This window comes from Pyrococcus sp. ST04 (assembly GCF_000263735.1).
Lineage (GTDB): Archaea > Methanobacteriota_B > Thermococci > Thermococcales > Thermococcaceae > Pyrococcus.
On the sequence record NC_017946.1, the window covers coordinates 1082812 to 1103111 of the forward strand.

Consider the following 20300-nt stretch of genomic DNA (forward strand, 5'->3'; position numbering starts at 1 on the left):
AAATATAAGGCGAACCTTAAATAACATGAAAGAATACAAAATTGGGAATTATCAGCTTTTGGATAGTGTATGCTATCTTATTTTGTCAGAGGAAGTGTTATGAATGAGCCCAGCTACCCTCCATACTGAGTTACAAAATGAGCTTGTCCAATTGGGAAACAAATTCGGGTTTTTAGCTACAAAGGAGTATCCTCTAGAAAACCTCTATCCTGGATATTCACCAATAATCGATGTAGTATGGTTCTATCCGCTCTCAGAAGCACAATCCTCAGCTATATACAGAGTATATGACTTGTGGCCTTACTGGAAAGGTTCAAAAGCATTGTATCCATATGCAGCTTTTGAAATCACCTCTCTGGATGCCACTTCGAAAACAATCATGAGCGAAATCTGGAATCTAAAGCTTGCTGGATTTAGATACTCCTTTAACGTTGTTCCTAGTAAAAACCCAAAACATCCAGATTACATGCATAAAGAAAGAGCCGAAAGAATAGCAAGAACTTTAAAACATTTCTCTGGAGTGAGTGATGCTTTTGTTATCTCAATTAAAGAGCTTCAAAAAGTCATTTATAACATGAAAAACTCTCATAGTGATGTGTCCCATATCAAGGAACCATTACTGTTCAAAACTCCACGTTTGAGGGATAATCTCCACAATAATGTAATGCAGAAGTTGACAGAATTCGGGAAGAAACATGGTTTTATTTCTGTGATTGAATACACTCCAAAATGGCTGAAAAGGTTTGAGAGGAGGGTAACTTTTATTCGTCACGATGTTGTATGGCTTCTAGAATTGCCTGCTAATACTGAGATCCAGTTTAAGGAGTTTTTGAACTCCTTAGGAGTTACCCCGATTAGAGACATTAGCCCAATTGAAGTGTTGGCTTTTGAAGTTGAATTGGGAACTTTTGATAAGCACAGTATTGGTAGTGTCCTTAATCTCGCTAAAATTACTGGAAGAGGAGTTTTAGTTATAGAAAACAAAAAACCTAATCTTGTAGAGACTGTAAGACTTATCTCCTCTAACAGAGTGGATGTAAAGAGTATTGCTGAATGTGAAGAGTTGTTCAGAAAATTAAAGTGACAAAGCTTTATCTCAGAGTTATCAAGTCCTGTCTGTAAACATAATTTAATTTATTTCATATAATGGTCAGATACTACCGATAATTATAAAAGGCCTATGCTAGGCAGACATTATTCTGGAGATAGCAATGTTCTCTATAAAGTATATTACACAAAAGATCGTAAAATTCAGAGATGAGAGAGATTGGAAGAAATATCATACCCCAAAGAACCTAGCTATTTCATTGATAATTGAAATTGGAGAGCTTTTTGAACACTTTCAGTGGAAAACTGACGATGAAATTCTCCAAGATGTTAAAAATCCTGAGAAAAAAGAGCAAATTGCAGATGAACTTGCCGATGTTGCCATCTATACTTTTCTGCTTGCTAATGAGTTAGGCATTGATCTGGAAGATGCCATATTGAGAAAGCTAGAGAAGAATAAGAGAAAATATCCTGTTGAGCTCGTAAAGGGGAAATTCATGAAATACACGGAGTTGAGGGAAAATGAGTATAGAGGTTGAAAAAATTCTTTCAAAACTTAAGAATGGAAAAGTTGAGAAAGTTCACGTCTTCCAGGGCACAAAGGTTCATTGGAGTTGGAGCCTGATCGACTGGATGTATGATATTAGTGGAAAAACCAGTAAAAAATGGGTGATATGGGGACTAAATGACTCTCATAGAAATTACTGGAGTACCCTAAAAGAGGGCGACGTTGTTCTGTTTAAGACAAACAAAAATGGTGGAGAGTATTATGGCGTCTTCATGATCGGGGTTGTGAGTGACACCTTCCAAGAAAACCAAGAATACTGGCCAGGCGAAATGCCCCAGAAAGGGGGTTCCATAGCGGGAATATGGAGATATCGTCTGAAAGTAACACCTATAGCTGTAGTTCCAGACGTTCTAAACCGACTTAAAAGCGTTTCTACAGAGCAACTCGCAGAATTAAAAAACGCATATAACTCCAAAGATGGCAGGAAGATGACGTTGATTATCTCAAATCTAGGGATTTTAGAGAGTCCAGACATAATTAAATATGACTTTGGGCGGGGGAGTGTTATGAGCAAAAAATATGAAGATATAAAACAGATAGTGGATTTAATGCTTTCTCAAACTTCGAAGCTAACTTTCCCTGCAAACTCCTCTGAGGGTTCAACTAAAGTTCCAGTTGATGAGTACCAAGCAATAACTAAGCTTCTTGAAAATAAAGGACAGGTAATCTTATATGGACCACCTGGTACTGGAAAGACGTGGTTTGCTCTTAATTATGTTAAAACAGTTACGGGGGATGAAAAACCTGGAGACAAATGGGAGATTATTACTTTCCATCAGTCCTATAGCTATGAAGAATTCATCGAGGGGTATAGGCCAGTTAGCAAAGGAGAGAATATTACTTATGTTGTTGAAGATGGGATCTTCAAGAAGATAGCTCTTAGAGCTGTAGTTGAAGCCCTCAAAGAAGCCCTCAAAAATGCCAACAAAAATGACGAGGGATCGCTTCCAGAGTTTGTCGAGGAGCTCTCTGCCTATTTAAAGCCAAATGCTAAAATTGAGGATTACACAAAATATCATGAACTTAAAGAGAAGTTGTGGGAATTCTTGCTGTCAAAAGAAAATAGAAAAGGTCTTTTCAAAGGAGCTCCAAAGTTCTATCTCATTATTGACGAAATTAACCGTGGCAATATAAGCAAGATCTTTGGTGAACTAATAACACTTCTTGAGAAAGACAAGCGTATTGGAGGAGAAAATGAATTGATCGTAACGCTACCGTACTCTAGAGAGCCGTTTGGCGTGCCTCCCAATCTTTATATCATAGGAACGATGAACACTGCTGATAGAAGCATAGCTCTTCTCGATGTGGCACTGAGAAGGAGATTTGCTTTCTTTGAATTTGAGCCAAAACCAAAGCTTTTGTCTAAGGACAAATTGTTAGAGCTATGGGAAAAGTCCGTCTCGAAAGAGGAGTTTGAAAAAATCAATGCCTCAATAGATGAGTTATTTAAAATATTAGGAGACAATGAGATTCTTAAGGGTCTGCTAGAAGAGTTAAATCTCCGTATTGCTGCTCTCAAGGACAGGGATCATAGGATCGGCCACAGCTATTTCTTGAAAGTCAAAAGCCTAGATGATCTCCGCTTTGTCTGGTATAATGAGATTATCCCACTACTTCAAGAGTACTTCTACAACGACTGGGACAGTCTAAAAGAGATCATTTCACCGTTTATTCAGGAAGTGGGTTCATTTAACGGGACACGTATTTACGACATAAAGAAAAACCTCAGTAATAAAGAGTTTGTCGAGGCTCTAAAAGAAATAGCAGACCGAGGACAGTCTAAGCGAGGTAGTGAGGGAGGTTAATGGAGCCGTTGACTATTTTTGAGCACGACAGGGTTTATTATTCTACAAGAAAAGAACTCCAGGATCCGCGTGTAATTCAGAGAATAAGGGAGCTAAATAGAAGCTATAATTTCAAAAATGAAGATGATGGGATTTTTACCCTTTATGCAGATTATTTAAAGGCAAAAAGCTATGTTGGGTTTGCATTTCTGGATTCGCTACAAATTCAGGTACTACCCAAGATATACCGGAATGAACAGGAGCTAGAGGAGAAAAAGAAGGCAGAGGCTCTTGCAGTATTCTTGAAAATGCTGGATATAAGTTATAATCTTGGAATTAAAGAAAAAGAACTAACAAAGCTCCTCCAGATGGGTCTTCAAAATGGTCTTCATGAAGTTTTTATCTATCTTTTTGCCAAAACTCTCTGGAAGGAAATAGAGAGAGGGTATTATCGCGAATACGTGGAGGTACAAAGCGAGGAAAAGTTCTTTAGGGGAAAACTTCTACTCACACGCCAAATTAGAAAACTTCCACATCAGATACATACGTTTAGTGTTGAATATTATGATTTCACAGAAGATAACCTTCTGAATCGGATTTTCTATGCTACTACCCTACTAGCCTTACGAAAGACTAGGCTTAACATTAACAAAAAGTTACTAAGCCAGTTAATTTTAATATTTAGTGACGTCATTCCAACGAAAATATTGAAATCTCATGTGGAGAGAATTCATTTCACCCGCCTTAATGAGAGATTTAAGGTGCCTTTTAACTTGGCTGTTATTTTATTATTTGGATTTGGTGGAATTTTTGGGGAAGAAAAAACTTTTGGATTCTTTGTAGACATGAACCATTTATTCCAGAAATATGTTTACGAAGCTATTAAAAAGGAATTTTCACAATATGAGGTCAAGGAAGAGGAGTACATTGGGAACTTAGTACCAAACAAAGGTATTTCTGTAAGGCCGGATATCGTGATTAAGAAGGATAATAAGATAAAACTAATAGTTGAAGTGAAGTATAAGGAAATTTCAGAAGATGAGTTAATCAAAAGTTGCGACTTATATCAAATTTATGCATATTCTCGGAGGGCAGATACAGATGTTGTTCTTATATATCCTAAGAGAGAGAATTTCAATGAATGGCTAACCAAGGAAGAGCTTGAATTTTTTGATAATCATAAAATCGTTATTCTGCCATTTGATCTCTCAGAAATTCCCAAACAAAAAGATAGGGTAGTTCTGCCTAGGGAGATAAAAGATACAATAGAAGAAATTCTGAAAACATTTTCATAAAGCCAACTTTAAAAACTAAGATCATCCAGTGAAATAGTCCGGCTCCTTCACGCCTTCACCACTCACTTTCTTTCTTGTCTCTTCAAACTGTCTATAGTATTCCATCATATATTTCGTAACGCTTGGTTTAACTTTCTTGAGGGCTTCTTCAAAGTCCTTCTTGGTAACAACTAATTTGTTGAGGAACTCCTCTTTCTCTTCTTCCACGATTTCTTTAGGGAGGGTACTCACTGCTCTCTTCAGAGCGTTCATTGCAGCTTCTCTAACTAGTGCAGCTATATCAGCTCCTGTGTATCCCTCTGTTCTCTTGGCAAGTTCTTTGAGATCGACATCCTTTGCGAGGGGCATTCCTCTCGTGTGGACCTTGAATATCTCTAGTCTTGCCTTCTCGTCCGGTGCAGGCACAAGTATCAGCCTGTCAAACCTGCCCGGTCTCAGCAATGCCGGATCTAGTATATCAGGCCTATTAGTGGCTGCAATAACAACAACCCCGCTATTTTCTTGAATTCCATCCATTTCAGTTAGAAGTTGATTAATTAACCTATCTGTAACTCTTTCGCCTTCTGTTGTTCCTCTAGCTGGAGCTATCGCGTCAATTTCATCTATGAATATTATGGATGGAGCAGCTTGCCTAGCTTTTCTGAAGATCTCCCTTATTCTCTTCTCGCTCTCGCCGACCCACTTGCTCAGCACTTCTGGACCCCTTATCGCGATGAAGTTTGCTTGGCTTTCTGTTGCTATTGCTTTGGCCAACAGTGTTTTTCCTGTTCCCGGTGGACCATAGAGTAAGATACCTTTAGGCGGGCTGATACCAAGCTTTTTGAACGCCTTGGGAAACTTTAATGGCCATTCTACTGCTTCTCTTAGTTCTTGTTTTACGTCTTCTAGGCCGCCAATGTCATCCCAGTGGACATTAGGCACCTCAATAAGCACCTCCCTCAAAGCAGAAGGCTCAACCATCTTCAAAGCCTCATAAAAGTCCTGCTTCGTGACCTTAAGTTCTTCAAGAACTTCTCTTGGTATTGTCTCGGCTTCTGGGTTTATCTTTCCTTCTTTGATTAATCTCCTTAAAACCACCATTGCTGCCTCTCTTGCGAGGGCGGCAAGATCAGCACCCACGAAACCATGAGTGACCTCAGCGAGCTCGTCGAGTAATTTATCTATCAACTTGGCTTTAACATCAACGTATATCTTCCCCTCCTCTTTGAGGATCTGCCTTATTTCATCCTCACTTGAAGCTTTTGAGATCTTCTCGATTATCCGTGATATTAAGCTTTTATCGTATCTCTCTTCTTTTTCAAGCTCTCTTAAAACTTTTATAACACTATCCTTGTCGAAATCGGGCTCTATTGGCATTCCTCTTGTGTGGATTTGTAGGATTTCTTTTCTTCCTTGCTTGTCTGGAACACCGACCTCAATCTCCCTATCAAACCTACCCGGCCTCCTCAAAGCCGGATCAATAGCATCAGGCCTGTTCGTCGCTGCTATTACTATTACTTTTCCTCTACTCTTCAATCCATCCATTAGGGTCAATAGCTGTGAGACTACGCGTTTCTCAACCTCTCCCACAACTTCCTCTCTTTTTGGTGCTATTGCATCGATTTCGTCAATGAATATTATTGCTGGGGCATTCTCCTCAGCCTCCTTGAATATCTCTCTCAGTCTTTCTTCACTCTCCCCATAGTATTTGCTCATTATTTCTGGACCGTTGATCGCTATGAAGTAGGCGTTAGCCTCATTAGCAACGGCTTTGGCCAGTAACGTTTTCCCAGTTCCCGGCGGACCATACAACAAAACACCCTTAGGAGGCTCAATACCCAATCTTTCAAAGAGCTCTGGGTGTTTTAATGGAAGCTCAACCATTTCTCTTATCTTCTCGATAGCATCTTTGAGACCACCTATGTCTTCGTATGTAACTTCTGGTACTTTCTCTTCTCTTACCTCAACAGCCTGTGGCAGTACTTCAACTTCGGTATTGTAAGTTATTTGAACTATCCCTTTGGGAACCGTGTTCACGACTACGAACTTGAGCTCTCCAAACCCTACTGACATCGCCTCGAAGAATCCCCGGAATATCTCATCTAAGGGATTTCCAGAATAGAGCTCGCTCCTTCCGCTTGCAACTATGATGTCTCCCTTGACAACGGGTCTCCCGAGAAGGTTGCCTTTTATAACATCTCCTGGGATTTGAATAATTACTCCTCTTTGTGCCGGTGCGAGGACTACTTTCTTGGCCTCTTTAACCTGGGCCCTCCTTATGGTTACATAGTCTCCTATGCTTACTCCAGCGTTCTTTCTTATGTATCCGTCCATTCTAACTATGTCCAGTCCTCTGTCATCTGGATGAGCATTCGCAACTATTGCTGCAGTAACTCTTTCACCTTCTATCTCAACTATATCTCCAGAACTTACTCCAAGTTTTCTTTGATATGATCTATCAAATCTTACTATCCCTCTACCAACATCCCACTTCAAAGCTTCAGCAACTCTTAACTTTATTTCGTCTACCCTTTCATCTCCTCTTCCTAGGATCATTTTCCCACCTCATTCTTTTCTTCTGTATTTCAATAGCTTCTTCTATTGTAATATTTCCGAGGGCAACTTCTCTCGCTAGTTCGGATGATATCGTTATTTTACCCCCACTTAATATTCTACTCCTTGCCTTTATATTCTCTATCTCTCCTTTGGTAACTTTGTCTCCCTTTATTAGCTCTCTGATCTTAACCTCTCTTCCTTCTCTTAGCCCTATGTTTATCGATGCCACTATGTCTTGGATTGCCCAGCTCTCAACTCCACCAACTCTGGGTGTTGTTCCCTTCTCGTTGACCAGTATTATCGGATAGTCTTCTCCTAGGATTTTTGCAAGGCTTTTGAGCATCATTACTCTATGTCTCTTTGCTCCGTGCCCAATTTTGATTTTGGCTCCTGGGTATTTTTCTAATAGTTGAATTATTACGTCGATGTCTTTAGGACTTTTCAGATGATATACTTCTAGAACCCGGTTATCAGCCACGACGCTAACTCCGGGTCTTTCTCCAGGATCTATTGCGATAAAAACTGTCTTGAATTTCTTTTTTCCTTCTAATTTGAGAAGAAGTTCGTCGATAAATGTCTCGTCCCTAACTATTATCTTAACTGGAAAGTCTATTTCTTTGCTATCTTTTTCACTGGTTACTATAACTTCAACATCGAAGGGAATTTTGTCAGTGATCTTTAGGCTGTAAAATGGGATCTTGTTCTCTTTCAAAACTCTCGAAGCTATATAATACACCCTTGGGTCACTTGTCATTATTGCTACTCGCATCGATAGGAAAATGAAAAGAAGAGAATAAAAATGTTAAGGGAGAAGTCACTCCTCAGGCTTTGGAAGGATTGCTTCAACTCCAAGAACTTTCCACATGGCCTTAATTTGATTTCTGAGTTCCTCTATGGCTTCGGGTCTCTTGAACAAGTGCTTGAATCTTCCCTGTAGCTTAAGATACTCCTCAATGGGCTTCTTGAATTCTATTCTAACTACCCTTCCACCTTCTTTGTGAACCTTTGCGCCTCCTCCTGGTGGTTGGATCTTTATGTTCCAGATGTCACCGTTTTCGATCTCAAAGAGCGGCCACATTCCGGTTTCAATAGCTAATCTAGCAATCTCAATACCTTTCTCGAGTGGGGTTCTCCATCCTGTTGGGCAGGTACAGTGAACCTGCACAAATGCTGGGCCATCTACTTTTGCTGCCTTCTTAACTTTCTTTATAAAGTCAAACGGATTACCTATGCTTGCGGTAGCAACGTAGGGTATCTGGTGTGCGGCTGCAATTAGGGCTACCCACTTCTTCGGCTTGTCTTCACCAACTGAGTACTTTCCAGGTGGTGAAGTGGTAGTCCATGCTCCGTAGGGGGTCGAGCTTGACCTCTGAATACCAGTATTCATGTAAGCCTCATTATCATACATCAGATATACAACGTTATGCCATCTTTCAAGCATTCCAGAGAGAGCTTGAAGACCTATATCTGCAGTTCCACCGTCTCCACCTATTGCAAGTATTTTGCCCTTAATCCCCTTTTTCTTCCATGCTGCTTCAATACCACTGGCTACTGCGGCAGCATTTTCGAATGCTACATGCACCCATGGAACCTTCCAAGCAGTGTATGGGAAGACCGCACTAACAACCTCCATACATCCAGTAGCCTGGGCTATTGCGAAGGCATTAGGATCTCCATATTTCTCCTCCATTGCCTCACTAAATGCCTTTGTTGCAAGCCTTAATGCTGTTGCACATCCACATCCAGCACATGCAGCGTGACCGGGAGCCCAATACTCACGAAGTGTGACAGGAGGTTTCCTAGCTGCCATTTTTACCACCTCACTCCAAAAGTTCCTTTCTCAATCCGATCCAACTAATTGGCTTCTCAACCTTACCCTCTTTGAGAGCCTTCTCCGCTATGCTGAGAGCCTCATCAAGCTGGGCAAAGGTCACGTCCCTTCCACCAAGACCAGCTATGAAGTCGAGAAGAATTGGTTTCTCGGTTTCGTTAATTAGGGCGGCTGAGGCGTCGATAAATACAGCTCCATAAAGCCCCATACTAATATCCTTTTCTATGAATGCGAGGACTTTGGTCTTCTTTGCAAGTTCTCTTATCTCCTCAATTGGGAACGGTCTGTAAACTGTCATTTTTGCGGCTCCAACCTTGTAGCCTTCTTCCCTCTTCTTGTCAACCCATTCTTTGAGTGTTCCTGCGAGTGACCCCATTGTTACAAAGATAATATCTGCGTCCTCGGTCTTGTACTCTTCAATCTTCTGATACCTCCTTCCAAATGTTTTTTCAAATTCTGCGAACACTTCATCAATGACTTTTCTGGCTCTTTCCATGGCCTCCCATACTAAGTACCTTGCCTCCATGTAGTGAGCTGGGAATGCTAGGCTTCCCTGAGTTATTGGCCTCTGTGGGTCGAGATACGCATGTTTGGGCTCGTATTCTCCCAAGAACTCGTCAACTACCTCTTGGTCAGGAATCTCAACTGGTTCAACTGTGTGAGTTAGTATAAATGCATCGAATCCAACCATGGCTGGGAGAAGAACTCTCTCATCTTCTGCAACTTTGTAAGCTGCTAAGATTAAATCTAAGGCTTCTTGGTTGTTTTCTGCATAGAATTGTATCCATCCTGTGTCTCTCTGGCTTATGGTATCCTGCCAGTCGTTCCATATGTTAATTGGGGCTGAAAGTGCTCTGTTTCCAATTGCCATAACTATTGGCAGTCTCATTCCAGCCGCAATGAAAAGAATTTCATGCATTAACGCCAAACCTTGTGAAGCTGTTGCTGTGAACGTTCTAACTCCCGCTGCGGCGGCTCCAACAAGAGCTGAGATTGCTGAATGCTCGCTCTCAACTTTGATAAATTCTGCGTCCAGTTCTCCGTTTGCTACGAATTCACTAATTTTCTCAGGGACGAGAGTTGAAGGTGTGATTGGAAATGCTGCTATAACCTTAGGCTTAGCAAGCTTGGCAGCCCAAGCGGCTGCTTCATTAGCCTTCATAACAGTTCTAATCGGCATCACACACCACCCCACATCACTTCACTTCTCTAACCATTTCAATAGCATTGGTTGGGCACTCATTTGCGCAGATTCCACAACCCTTACAATAGTCGTAGTCAAAAACTGGGTACCCTTCTTCATCGAGGTATATTGCGGGCTCTGGACAGTAGATGTAACAGAGGAAGCACCTTACACACTTGTCTTTGTTAAATTCGGGCTTAAAAACTCTCCAGGAACCAGTCTTGTTAATGACGCTACTCCCAGGAAGATAGACTATTGCTCCCGGCGTCATTTTTTCTGTTAGCTCTTTTTGTGCCCTTTCTATATCCGCCTTAAACGGACTCTCAGCCATACCTACCACCTCAAGTGAGTTATCCCACGAGACTTAAATATATTAAGGAGGAATCAACCAAACACTTCGGCCAGTTTCTTTAACCTTTCCCACTCTTCAAGAACCCACTTTTGAAGTATTTCAATGTCCTCCTTAGTCATGTACTTAAATCTGCCCTGAAGCTTTAGGAATTCTTCGATTGGTTTCGGTTCCTTCTTTGGATTTGGCATATTGATCTTGTACTTTCCGTTCTCGTATTCAAAGAGTGGGAAGTATGCAGTCTGAACCGCGAGTCTCGCTATTTCTATTGTCTTGTCTGTTGGGGATCTCCATCCAGTTGGACAGGGAGCAAAGAGCTGGATGAAGCTTGGGCCTGGAATCTTCTGAGCTTTTTTCAGCTTCCTTATGAAATCTTCAGGATATGCAACGCTTGCAGTGGCTGCATATGGAATTCTGTGTGCTATAACTATGTCAATAACCTTCTTCTTGTGCCTCTTTTCAAGGAAGTGTCTCTTCCCTCCAGGTGTATTTGTAGTCCATGCTCCGTAGGGGGTCGAGCTTGACCTCTGAATACCAGTATTCATGTAAGCCTCATTATCATACATTATATAGACTGCATCGTGACCCCTCTCGAGGAATCCGCTTAGTGCTTGAAGGCCTATATCTGCAGTTCCACCGTCCCCGGCCCATCCTACAACCATAATCCCGTCTTCTCCTTTGACCTTGTAACCTAGTGCCTTCAAAGCCGCCTCGATTCCACTTATAACAGCTCCCGTAGTTTCGAATGCTGTATGGAAGAGATTAGCGTCTAAGGCTGAGTATGGCCAAGGACCAGCAATAATTGTTGAACAACATGCAGGAATTGCAACTATGGTCTTCCTTCCATAGGCCTTTAGGACATATCTAAGCCCCAGGGAAGCACCACATCCTTGACATGCAGTGTGACCAGCGTAAAAATGCTCTTCAAATGGAATGGTGAGCCTCTTTTTAATATTCTCAGGAACCTCCATCTTTCTCACCTCTTAAGATGATACCACTCAACTTCCTCCTCAACTTTACCCTTTTCAATAATCTTCTTCATGTCCTCGGCTATTGCCTTAACATCCTTTACCGTGAAGTCTCTTCCTCCTAGCCCGACTATATAGTTCTTCATGAGCGGGTGAGCAGAGGCGTTATAGAGCGAACCCTTTGCCTCATTGAAGAGTATGCCTTCCTGGCCAAAGGAGTAGTTTCTGTCTAGAACAGCTATACCTTTCACGCTCTCGGCAATTTCAATTAGTTCCTCCTTTGGGAATGGCCTGAACCACCTAACTTTAGCGTACCCAACTTTGTAGCCCTCCTTCCTAAGCATGTCGACGGCTTCCTTTACCGTTCCCATTAGGGATCCCATTCCCATGAAGACAAAGTCAGCGTCATCTATGTAGGCCTTCTCAATCATCTCACTATAGTCTCTGCCAAACTTTTCTCCAAATTCCTTACCGACTCTCTTTATAACGTCCTTAGCCTCCTCCATTGCCTTTGCTATCTTATACCTGAACTCGTAGTAGTCGTTTGGAGTTGCTAGGCCACCAACTGCAAATGGTTCCTCAAAGTTCGCTAAGCTGTAAAGGGGCTTTCTGGGTGGTAAGAACTCATCAACGAGTTCTTGTGGTATCATCTCAACTATATCGTAGGTGTGACTCAAAATGAAGGCACTCTCGACGATCATTGCAGGAAGGTTTACTGTTTCTGCAATTTTGTATGCCATGAGAACACCATCGTAAACTTCCTGGTTATTTTCCGCATAGAATTGCATCCACCCAGTATCTCTTTGAGCAAGGCTGTCAGTTTGGTCATCCCAAACGCTCCAAGGAGGAGCCATCGCCCTGTTAACATCGACCATGACTATTGGTAACCTAGCACCACTTGCCCAGTGAAGCATCTCATGCATGAGGGCCAAACCTTGGGCGGAAGTAGCCGTGAAGACCCTTGCTCCCGTTGCTGATGCTCCTATACATGCGGCCATTGCGGAGTGCTCACTCTCCACGGGAATATATTGGATGTCAGCCAGACCATTAGCTATGAACTCTGCTATCTTCTCAATAATGCTCGTTTGAGGTGTGATGGGATAAGCTGCAACTACCTGAACTCTTGCATGAAGGGCTGCATAGGCAGCCGCATAATTACCGCTTACAACTTTCTTAATCGGCTTATACTCCATGTCCTTACACCTCACTTCTCTTCTCTCACCATAGCTATTGCCTTCGTTGGACATTCATTTGCGCAAATTCCACAACCCTTACAATAATCATAGTCTATTGCAACCATACCATCTGGTTTTATGAATATTGCAGGCTCAGGACAGAATTTCCAACATATATAACACTTCACACACTTAGATTCATCGATTACAGGCATAAAAGTTCTCCAATCTCCAGTAAAGTTCACTAAGGTTGTTCCCAAACTAATGGGAGCTTCTGGATATTCTTCTACAGACTTAGGAGAAATCGGTTTTGCTTCCTCTTTTGTCTTCCCGAAGAGTGTATTTACGTCTACCACTTTCCAAACCTCCCGGAAGAGGGTTATAAGAGAGCAAAAACTAAAGGACGTTAAAGCTCAAACACTTGTGTCTTCTCAAAAGCTTCTTGGGCTGCTCTAGCGTTCTTTTCACCAAGCTCTCCGGAGAATGTGTCCTTGATTGCCTCCTTGATGCTCTCAATCTTAACTAGTCCAGTAGCCTTTGCAATTGCACCAAGAATTGCCGTGTTTGTAATTGGGAGGCCAAGAACTTCTAGAGCTATTGTTGTTGCATCCACTAGTGCAAGCTTCTTTGGCTTCTTTTTGAGCTTTTCAAGGACTTCTTCCTTGCTTTTCTCGGTGTTTATGATAACAATTCCATCATCCTTAAGGCCAGCTGTCACGTCTACAGTTTCGAGAAGAGAAGGATCAAGGACTACAACAACATCTGGTTCATAGATTTGGGTCTTAATCCTGATTGGTTTGTCATCAATTCTTGTGAATGCTGTAACAGGAGCACCTCTCCTTTCGACTCCAAAGAAGGGGAATGCTTGAACATACTTCCCTTCTAGAAATGCAGCCTCTGCGAGAATGTTTGCGGCTGTAACTGCACCTTGTCCTCCTCTACCGTGAAAACGTATCTCTATCATCTTCAATGCCTCCTTAAAATTTTTCAATTGATCTGGCTCATTTTTGGTTTGACCGAGTCCTATTTATTTAGTTTTCGGTGTATAGTGAAAACCTTCACGTCAATTGTCAAACCTTTCGTTGAAAAATGTTTATTTAACATTTCGATAATTAACGAAGGTCGATTTGGCTTTCACCGAAAGCCTTTTATAATTTTCAAGCCCTCCACATACGAAAGTTAATTCTAATGAAAGTTTGCGAAGGTGGTGGTCAATGAGCAAACTGCTAAAGCCAGCTAAAGAGATTGGCATCGTTGGTTATGGAGCCTATGTCCCCATGTACAGAATAAGGAATGAGGAGATAGGGAGAGTTTGGGGAGTTTCTAACTTTCCTATTGAAGAAAAAGCTGTACCAGGTCTTGATGAAGATGCTGTGACAATTGGGATCGAAGCAGCTAGGAATGCTTTAAAGAGAGCTAGAATCGATCCAAGAAAAATTAGGGCTATTTGGTTTGGAAGTGAGAGCAAACCGTATGCGGTGAAGCCTTCCTCAACCATTATAGCAGAAGCAATTGGGGCAACACCAGACCTCGAGGCGGCAGATTTTGAGTTTGCATGTAAAGCCGGAACCGAGGCGTTACAAGCTGCTATAGGTTTCGTAGCCTCGGGAATGGCAGAATATGCAATGGCCATAGGAGCTGATACAGCCCAAGGAAGGCCTGGGGACCATTTGGAGTTTACAGCTGGTGCTGGAGGTGCTGCATTCATAATTGGGGAGAAGAGTTCAGAAACTGTTGCTTACTTTGAGGGAAGCTATTCATATGTTACAGACACCCCTGACTTTTGGAGGAGGCAACATGAACACTATCCAAGACACGGAAACAGGTTTACTGGAGAACCCGCATATTTCCACCATGTAATTACCGCAGCAAAAACACTGATGGATGAACTAGGACTAACCCCCAACGACTTCGATTATGCAGTCTTCCACCAACCAAACGTCAAATTCCCCCTTACAGCTGCAAAAATACTTGGAATACCGAAGGAGAAAGTCCTACCTGGACTTCTAACTGGAAAGATAGGAAACACTTACAGCGGGGCAACGATGGTTGGCATTTCTGCAGTCTTAGACATAGCCAAGCCAGGAGATAGGATTCTCTGGGTGAGTTTTGGCTCTGGGGCAGGAAGTGACGCCTTTAGTATAGTTGTCCAAGATGCAATAGAGGAAAAGAGAGATCTTGCTCCAAAAGTTCAGGACTATGTAAAGAGGAGGAAAGTAATAGACTACGCACTGTATGCGAAGGCGAGGAGAAAGTATATCCTATGAGGTGGTTGAAATGAGAAAGGCCATAATAATTGGCGTTGGAATGACCCCCGTTGGAGAGCATTGGAAGCTTGCCTTAAGGGATCTTGCCGTCGAGGCAATTTTGAATGCAATGGATGATGCGGGTATAGATAAGGTAGATTCATTATACGTCGGGAATATGGCCTCTGGACCATTCATTGAACAAGAAAATCTAGGTGCTTTAATAGCTGATTGGGCAGGACTTGGAAACATTCCAGCAGTAAAAATCGAGGCGGCTTGTGCTTCTGGTGGGGCAGCCGTCCAAGAAGGTGTTAAGGCAGTACTTAGTGGATTGGAGGATGTAGTTCTTGTAGTTGGAGTTGAAAAAATGACCGATGCTTGGCCAAGCGATGCAACTAGGTATTTGGCATATGCTAGCGATGCAGAGTGGGAACTCTTCCACGGAGCAAGCTTCGTTGCTCTTAATGCCCTAATAATGAGGCACTACATGAATACATATGGCTATACCGAGGAGGATCTTGCATTATTCGCAGTAAATGCACATGCAAATGCAGCGAAAAATCCCTATGCAATGTTTAAGAGGCCAATAACAGTTGAAACTGTTATGAAGAGTCCGTACGTAGCTGATCCGCTTAAGTTATTCGATGCTTCTCCCGTATGTGACGGTGCTGCGGCCGTTATAATAACAACTCCAGAAAAAGCAAAGGAGCTTGGAGTTCCAAAGGATAAATGGGTTGAAGTGGCAGGAATGGGTAGAGCTGTTGACACAATTAACTTGGCAAATAGAGAGGATCTCCTAACTCTGAAAGCTGCTAAAATAGCTGCAGAAAAGGCATACAAGATGGCAAACATTACTCCAGAGGAAGTAGATTTCTTTGAGGTTCACGATGCCTTTACAGTAATGGCCGCATTAAGCTTAGAGGCTCTCGGAGCTGCAAAGAAGGGAGAAGGTGCTAAATTAGCCAAAGAAGGACAAATAGCAATTGATGGAGACTATCCAATCCAGACCATGGGCGGTCTTAAGGCCAGAGGACACCCTGTTGGTGCGACGGGGGTATACCAAACAGTAGAAGCTGTTCTTCAGCTAAGAGGTGAAGCTCCAAACGGAATACAAGTTCCAGACGCTGAGATTGGTATAACTCAAAATATAGGAGGTACGGGATCGAATATAACTGTCACAGTTTTAAGGAGGGTCTGAAATGGGAAGGCCAATGCAGGTTTCCCGATACTGGAGACACTTCAAAGAGAAGTACAGGCTTATAGGTGGAAAATGTGAAAATGGACATGTTTTCTTCCCTAAAAGACCTGTATGTCCTGTATGTGGCAGTAGGAATGTTGAGGATTTTGAATTCAGTGGAAAAGGTAAGGTAATATCTTGGACATTGGTCAGGAACCCCCCAAGTGGTTTTGAATACTATAAGCCCTATCCAATTGCCCTTATTCAGCTTGAAGAAGGGCCAGTTATACTAGCCCAGCTAACTGATGTAGACCCTGAGGAAATAAAAGAGGGTATGGAAGTTGAAATGGTTACCAGGAAAATAAGGGAGTTTGAGGAAGATGGCTTGATTTTGTATGGCTACAAGTTCAGACCTGTTCTTAAATGACCTTTTTTAATTTTTAAAACGCAAGTATTTAGGAGGAAGGTCAGCTTTTTAATACCTTTTATTCAGTACTTTTTGATGACCATCTTAATAGTCTCCCTAGGAAATGAAGTTATGGGAGATGATGGGGTGGGAATTAGAGTTGGCAGAGAGCTCAAAAAATTAGGATACAGAGTAGAAGAACTTGGAACGGATATATTTTCACTTCAGCGAGTCTATAGAGGAGAAAGGAAGATAATAATCATCGATGCAATTTTGTCTGATACCCCTGGGGAGATAATTCACTTAAAAGGAAAGGAAATATTTGAGAAGCTTAAGGCAGAAATTAGAAGTGCTCATTTTATGGGAGCCATTGAAGGTCTTAAACTTCTCATGTCAATTGATGAAAGGCTAAAAAATGCTGAACTTCATTTTGTAGGGATAACAATTAGAGAAATAAAACTTGGACTTAACCTCAGCCCTGAGGTGGAGAGAGCTGTTCCAGAGGCAATAAAGGTCATAAGGAGGATAGCAGAATGAACTTTTTAGTGCCCTTAATTTTTGGGATTCTCATTGGTTACATACTAAGGGATAGGGGAAGGTTAAATACTGAAATGCTGATGTCAATTGCAGTAATAGTTCTAGTGTTCTTAATGGGCATTAAAGCTGGGAATGTTAAAATAAATGCAATAAATGCACTTTTGATTTCCATGGTTTTGGCGATGTTTACAATTGCTGGTAGCTTAAGTCTTGCACTAGTGCTTTGGAGGGAACGTCAATGAAGTTCATGATAGCTGTTATAATAGCCTTAATATCTGGATACATAGCTGGCAAGTTTGGAATAAATGCTGGTAACCTGTATGAAATTGCTCTCTACATCCTGGTCTTCATAATAGGGCTTGACATTGGAATGAACGGAAAGCTAAAAGAATTGCAGAAAAATTTATCCTGGAGAGGACTCCTCCTCCCCATAGCTACTCTGATAGGGTCAATATTTGGGGGAGTGCTAGCATCTCTCATCCTCAACCTCGACATAAAATGGGTGATTGTTGCGAGTGCTGGAGTTGGGTGGTATTCTTTTACTGGCCCATTCATTGGGCAGTATTCAGCCTTTTACGGAGTTGTTGGATTCCTTTCAAATTTTCTCAGGGAAGTGGCCACAGTTGTACTATATCCAACCTTATCAACAAAACTTGGTAGAGAGGTCACGATATCAATCGGTGGGGCAACAACGATGGATACAACACTTCCAATTATCGTAAAATTTGGAGGAAAGGACATCACAATGCTAGCTTTTATCCATGGGTTCATACTTAGCCTATTAGTCCCATTTCTAGTTCCCCTTCTCGCAACACTAGCGGCAGGTGGGTAGAGTGAATAAGATTTTGGCATTCATTGTTGTGATCATTGTACTTTCCTCCGGATGTTTGGGCATAATAAGTCCTCCAACTAACTCTCCCGTAACAAAAGTAGTAGCCCCTGAAGAATGTACAACATCCAACCTAACACAGGCGTTGGAATGCTATATAAAGCAAGATTGGCCAATACTCCTAAACCTTTCTGAAAAGTTCAACAGTTCTAGCAAAGCTCAGGTAATCTGGGATTTGTTAAAGTGGGAAGGAGAATATTTTGAATATGATAACGAAAAGAAGTCTTCGATTATATTGAGACCATCAGAATTTCTAAAAAGGAGAAAGGGTGTATGCACGGACTATACTGTCTTAACAGCTGGAATACTGTTGGCATTAAATATAACCCCAGTATATGTTCTCCTTATTCACTTCGCAGAGACCCCAATAATGCACTCAGCCGTCGCCGTGAAAATTGATAATACCACCTTTGTTCTTGACCAAAGATTGCCACCTAAAGATTTGGGAAGTTACTGGGTTGAATTTGCGAAAGAGGGAAAAATAATCACCGAAGCTGAGGTATATGAAGTTCAAAAACCAGGAAATGTTCTATATACAGGTTTGCTTACTGTGCCAGATTTTAGAAATGAAGATTATAACCCCACATATTTTGATGCATATAAACTGAGCAAGATACTAGTTGGAATGTTCAAAAATAAAACCCTTCTATTTCCAAGAGAAGAACTCAGAATATCTATTCCTCCAGGATTCAAAGAAAGAAAAGTATGGATATTCAGATTTAATGACCTTAAGGTTGTTTATCACCCAACTTTTAGCAAACAATATGCTGAGATGATATTGGAGGAAATATTATCTGAAGAAGATGTTAAGGAAGACGTTAAAAAACATAGAATATTTTGGATATACACTTACTGGGAAGACCAAGATCTTGTAGTTAAGCTTTTCTTAGGAAGATGAAACTTAATCTTGGCGATGGGACATGAAAGTCACGACAAAAGTTGGGGATAAAGGAACAACAAGGCTTTTTGGTGGAGATGAAGTTTGGAAAGACTCTCCAATAACGGAAGCTAATGGGACACTCGACGAACTCACGAGCTTCTTGGGAGAAGCCAGGCACTACGTTGATGAGAATATTAGGGAAATAATAGACACTATCCAAATTCATATCTACAAGATAATGGGTGAGCTTGGAAGTAAGGGAAAAATAAAAGGGATAACAGAAGAAGAAGTAAAATGGCTTGAGAAGCTAATAGAAGAGTACGAACATAAAGTCGAACTAAAAAGCTTCGTACTCCCTGGAGGGTCTTTAGCAAGCGCCAAGCTCGATGTATGCAGAGCAATAACAAGGAGAGCAGAGAGAAAAATTGCCACAGTTCTTAGAGAATTTGGTATTGGTAAGAAAAGCTTAGTATATCTCAACCGCCTAAGTGATCTCCTATTCCTCTTGGCTAGAGAGATTGAAATAAGAGAAGGAAAACTGAGGGAGGTAAAATGAAGATCATCGGAATATTAGGTGGAATGGGACCCCTAGCTACTGTGGAGCTTTTTAAAAGAATAGTGGAGAAAACCCCCGCGAAAAGAGACCAAGATCACCCAAAGATAGTGATATACAACAATCCACAAATTCCTGACAGAACTGCATTTATACTTGGCAAAGGCGAGGATCCAAGACCCTACCTTATTTGGACTGCTAAAGAACTCGAGGAATGTGGAGTTGACTTTATAATAATGCCGTGTAATACTGCCCACGCTTTTATTGAGGATATTCAAAGAGAGATAAAGGTCCCGATTATTAGCATGGTTGAGGAGACAGCAAAGAAGCTCAGAGAAATTGGCTGTAACAAGGCTGGCCTCCTAGCTACTACTGGAACCATAGTCAGTGGAGTTTATCACAAAGCCCTCAAGAAATTTGGAATATCCCTTTTAATTCCAAGTGAAAAAGAGCAAGAAATCGTTATGAAAGGCATTTATGATGGAGTAAAGGCAGGCAACTTGGAGCTTGGGAGAGAACTTCTCTTGGGAATTGCAAAGACTTTAGAGAAGAGAGGAGCGGACTGTATAATTGCTGGATGTACTGAGGTTAGTGTTGTTCTAAAACCAGAAGACTTAGATGTTCCTCTTATAGACCCGATGGATGTAATTGCTGAAGTTGCAGTCAAAAAGGCTCTAGAAGAATGAGGTGGTGGGGGCGCGGGGATTTGAACCCCGGTCCGCGGGTTTCTCCGGCCCTCGGGGCTCCAAAGGTTCATCACGCCCCGAGGTCAGCAAACCCGCCTGTCCTCATGGCCTCTGGAGCCCGCGATGATGGACCAGGCTACACCACGCCCCCACTCGATTAACCTTTACCCTCCGATGAACTTATAAGCTTT

Annotated in this window: 22 protein-coding genes and 1 tRNA gene; 13 read left to right on the forward strand and 10 right to left on the reverse strand. The window is 41.8% G+C overall.

All coding sequences use genetic code 11. From position 1 onward, the window contains the following. Nucleotides 1-103: 103 nt before the first annotated feature. From PY04_RS05600 to PY04_RS05615, 4 genes are all read left to right on the forward strand, one after another. Nucleotides 104-1084 (forward strand): hypothetical protein, encoded by a 981-nt coding sequence (locus tag PY04_RS05600; RefSeq protein WP_014734170.1) that lies wholly within the window; start codon nucleotides 104-106, stop codon nucleotides 1082-1084. A gap of 127 nt (nucleotides 1085-1211) precedes the next feature. After that, nucleotides 1212-1586 carry a nucleotide pyrophosphohydrolase gene (locus PY04_RS05605; protein WP_014734171.1) on the forward strand — a complete coding sequence of 125 codons (375 nt, stop codon included), beginning with the start codon at nucleotides 1212-1214 and terminating at the stop codon, nucleotides 1584-1586. Continuing rightward, nucleotides 1570-3420, forward strand: coding sequence for an AAA family ATPase (locus PY04_RS09385; RefSeq protein ID WP_014734172.1), 1851 nt, complete (start codon nucleotides 1570-1572; stop codon nucleotides 3418-3420). The genes PY04_RS05605 and PY04_RS09385 overlap by 17 nt, the downstream gene beginning before the upstream one ends. A gap of 8 nt (nucleotides 3421-3428) precedes the next feature. Further along, nucleotides 3429-4694: an McrC family protein gene (locus PY04_RS05615; RefSeq protein ID WP_167884984.1), complete on the forward strand. Its 1266-nt coding sequence runs from the start codon at nucleotides 3429-3431 to the stop codon at nucleotides 4692-4694. A 21-nt stretch (nucleotides 4695-4715) separates the two neighbouring features. Here the strand turns inward: PY04_RS05615 and PY04_RS05620 are convergent, their stop codons facing one another. The 9 genes from PY04_RS05620 to PY04_RS05660 are packed head-to-tail and all read right to left on the reverse strand — an operon-like array spanning nucleotide 4716 to nucleotide 13699. After that, the gene (locus PY04_RS05620) at nucleotides 4716-7229 is read right to left on the reverse strand and encodes a CDC48 family AAA ATPase (RefSeq protein WP_014734174.1); all 2514 of its coding nucleotides are present in this window, start codon (nucleotides 7227-7229) and stop codon (nucleotides 4716-4718) included. Then, on the reverse strand, nucleotides 7207-7998 hold the full coding sequence (locus PY04_RS05625) for a hypothetical protein (RefSeq protein WP_048056036.1): 792 nt from the start codon (nucleotides 7996-7998) through the stop codon (nucleotides 7207-7209). The genes PY04_RS05620 and PY04_RS05625 overlap by 23 nt, the downstream gene beginning before the upstream one ends. A gap of 45 nt (nucleotides 7999-8043) precedes the next feature. Then, nucleotides 8044-9039, reverse strand: coding sequence for a pyruvate synthase subunit PorB (gene porB, locus PY04_RS05630; RefSeq protein ID WP_014734176.1), 996 nt, complete (start codon nucleotides 9037-9039; stop codon nucleotides 8044-8046). Nucleotides 9040-9049: 10 nt separating this feature from the next. Further along, nucleotides 9050-10240, reverse strand: a complete 1191-nt coding sequence (porA, locus tag PY04_RS05635; protein ID WP_014734177.1) for a pyruvate synthase subunit PorA — start codon at nucleotides 10238-10240, stop codon at nucleotides 9050-9052. 16 nt (nucleotides 10241-10256) lie between these two features. After that, entirely contained in the window at nucleotides 10257-10574 is a 318-nt protein-coding gene (gene porD, locus PY04_RS05640) for a pyruvate synthase subunit PorD (RefSeq protein ID WP_014734178.1), read from the reverse strand. Nucleotides 10575-10627: 53 nt separating this feature from the next. Next, on the reverse strand, nucleotides 10628-11563 hold the full coding sequence (locus PY04_RS05645) for a 3-methyl-2-oxobutanoate dehydrogenase subunit beta (RefSeq protein ID WP_014734179.1): 936 nt from the start codon (nucleotides 11561-11563) through the stop codon (nucleotides 10628-10630). 5 nt (nucleotides 11564-11568) lie between these two features. Beyond that, complete coding sequence (porA, locus tag PY04_RS05650; RefSeq protein WP_014734180.1) at nucleotides 11569-12753, reverse strand: 2-ketoisovalerate ferredoxin oxidoreductase subunit alpha; 1185 nt, start codon at nucleotides 12751-12753, stop codon at nucleotides 11569-11571. An 11-nt stretch (nucleotides 12754-12764) separates the two neighbouring features. After that, nucleotides 12765-13091, reverse strand: coding sequence for a 3-methyl-2-oxobutanoate dehydrogenase subunit delta (locus PY04_RS05655; RefSeq protein ID WP_014734181.1), 327 nt, complete (start codon nucleotides 13089-13091; stop codon nucleotides 12765-12767). Nucleotides 13092-13141: 50 nt separating this feature from the next. Beyond that, nucleotides 13142-13699, reverse strand: coding sequence for a pyruvate/ketoisovalerate ferredoxin oxidoreductase subunit gamma (locus PY04_RS05660; protein ID WP_014734182.1), 558 nt, complete (start codon nucleotides 13697-13699; stop codon nucleotides 13142-13144). Nucleotides 13700-13949: 250 nt separating this feature from the next. On the opposite strand from PY04_RS05660, the gene PY04_RS05665 reads away from it, so the two are divergent. The 9 genes from PY04_RS05665 to PY04_RS05705 all read left to right on the forward strand — a co-directional run bounded on the left by PY04_RS05665 (nucleotide 13950) and on the right by PY04_RS05705 (nucleotide 20109). Further along, complete coding sequence (locus PY04_RS05665; protein ID WP_014734183.1) at nucleotides 13950-15002, forward strand: hydroxymethylglutaryl-CoA synthase; 1053 nt, start codon at nucleotides 13950-13952, stop codon at nucleotides 15000-15002. Between the two features lie 10 nt (nucleotides 15003-15012). Beyond that, nucleotides 15013-16179, forward strand: coding sequence for a thiolase domain-containing protein (locus PY04_RS05670; protein ID WP_014734184.1), 1167 nt, complete (start codon nucleotides 15013-15015; stop codon nucleotides 16177-16179). 1 nt (nucleotide 16180) lies between these two features. Next, nucleotides 16181-16585 (forward strand): Zn-ribbon domain-containing OB-fold protein, encoded by a 405-nt coding sequence (locus PY04_RS05675; RefSeq protein ID WP_014734185.1) that lies wholly within the window; start codon nucleotides 16181-16183, stop codon nucleotides 16583-16585. A gap of 75 nt (nucleotides 16586-16660) precedes the next feature. Continuing rightward, nucleotides 16661-17101 (forward strand): hydrogenase maturation protease, encoded by a 441-nt coding sequence (locus PY04_RS05680; RefSeq protein WP_014734186.1) that lies wholly within the window; start codon nucleotides 16661-16663, stop codon nucleotides 17099-17101. Beyond that, nucleotides 17098-17343 carry a hypothetical protein gene (locus PY04_RS05685; RefSeq protein WP_014734187.1) on the forward strand — a complete coding sequence of 82 codons (246 nt, stop codon included), beginning with the start codon at nucleotides 17098-17100 and terminating at the stop codon, nucleotides 17341-17343. Before PY04_RS05680 ends, PY04_RS05685 begins: the two co-directional genes overlap by 4 nt. Beyond that, nucleotides 17340-17933, forward strand: a complete 594-nt coding sequence (locus PY04_RS05690) for a lysine exporter LysO family protein (protein ID WP_014734188.1) — start codon at nucleotides 17340-17342, stop codon at nucleotides 17931-17933. The genes PY04_RS05685 and PY04_RS05690 overlap by 4 nt, the downstream gene beginning before the upstream one ends. Before the next feature lies 1 nt (nucleotide 17934). After that, a complete protein-coding gene (locus PY04_RS05695) occupies nucleotides 17935-18888 on the forward strand; it encodes a transglutaminase-like domain-containing protein (RefSeq protein WP_014734189.1) in 954 nt (317 codons plus the stop codon). A 22-nt stretch (nucleotides 18889-18910) separates the two neighbouring features. Beyond that, nucleotides 18911-19426 (forward strand): cob(I)yrinic acid a,c-diamide adenosyltransferase, encoded by a 516-nt coding sequence (locus PY04_RS05700; protein ID WP_014734190.1) that lies wholly within the window; start codon nucleotides 18911-18913, stop codon nucleotides 19424-19426. Continuing rightward, complete coding sequence (locus PY04_RS05705; RefSeq protein ID WP_014734191.1) at nucleotides 19423-20109, forward strand: aspartate racemase; 687 nt, start codon at nucleotides 19423-19425, stop codon at nucleotides 20107-20109. The genes PY04_RS05700 and PY04_RS05705 overlap by 4 nt, the downstream gene beginning before the upstream one ends. Nucleotides 20110-20111: 2 nt before the next feature. Here PY04_RS05705 and PY04_RS09585 read toward each other — a convergent pair. Further along, nucleotides 20112-20260, reverse strand: a tRNA-Trp gene (locus PY04_RS09585). Nucleotides 20261-20300 lie beyond the last annotated feature (40 nt).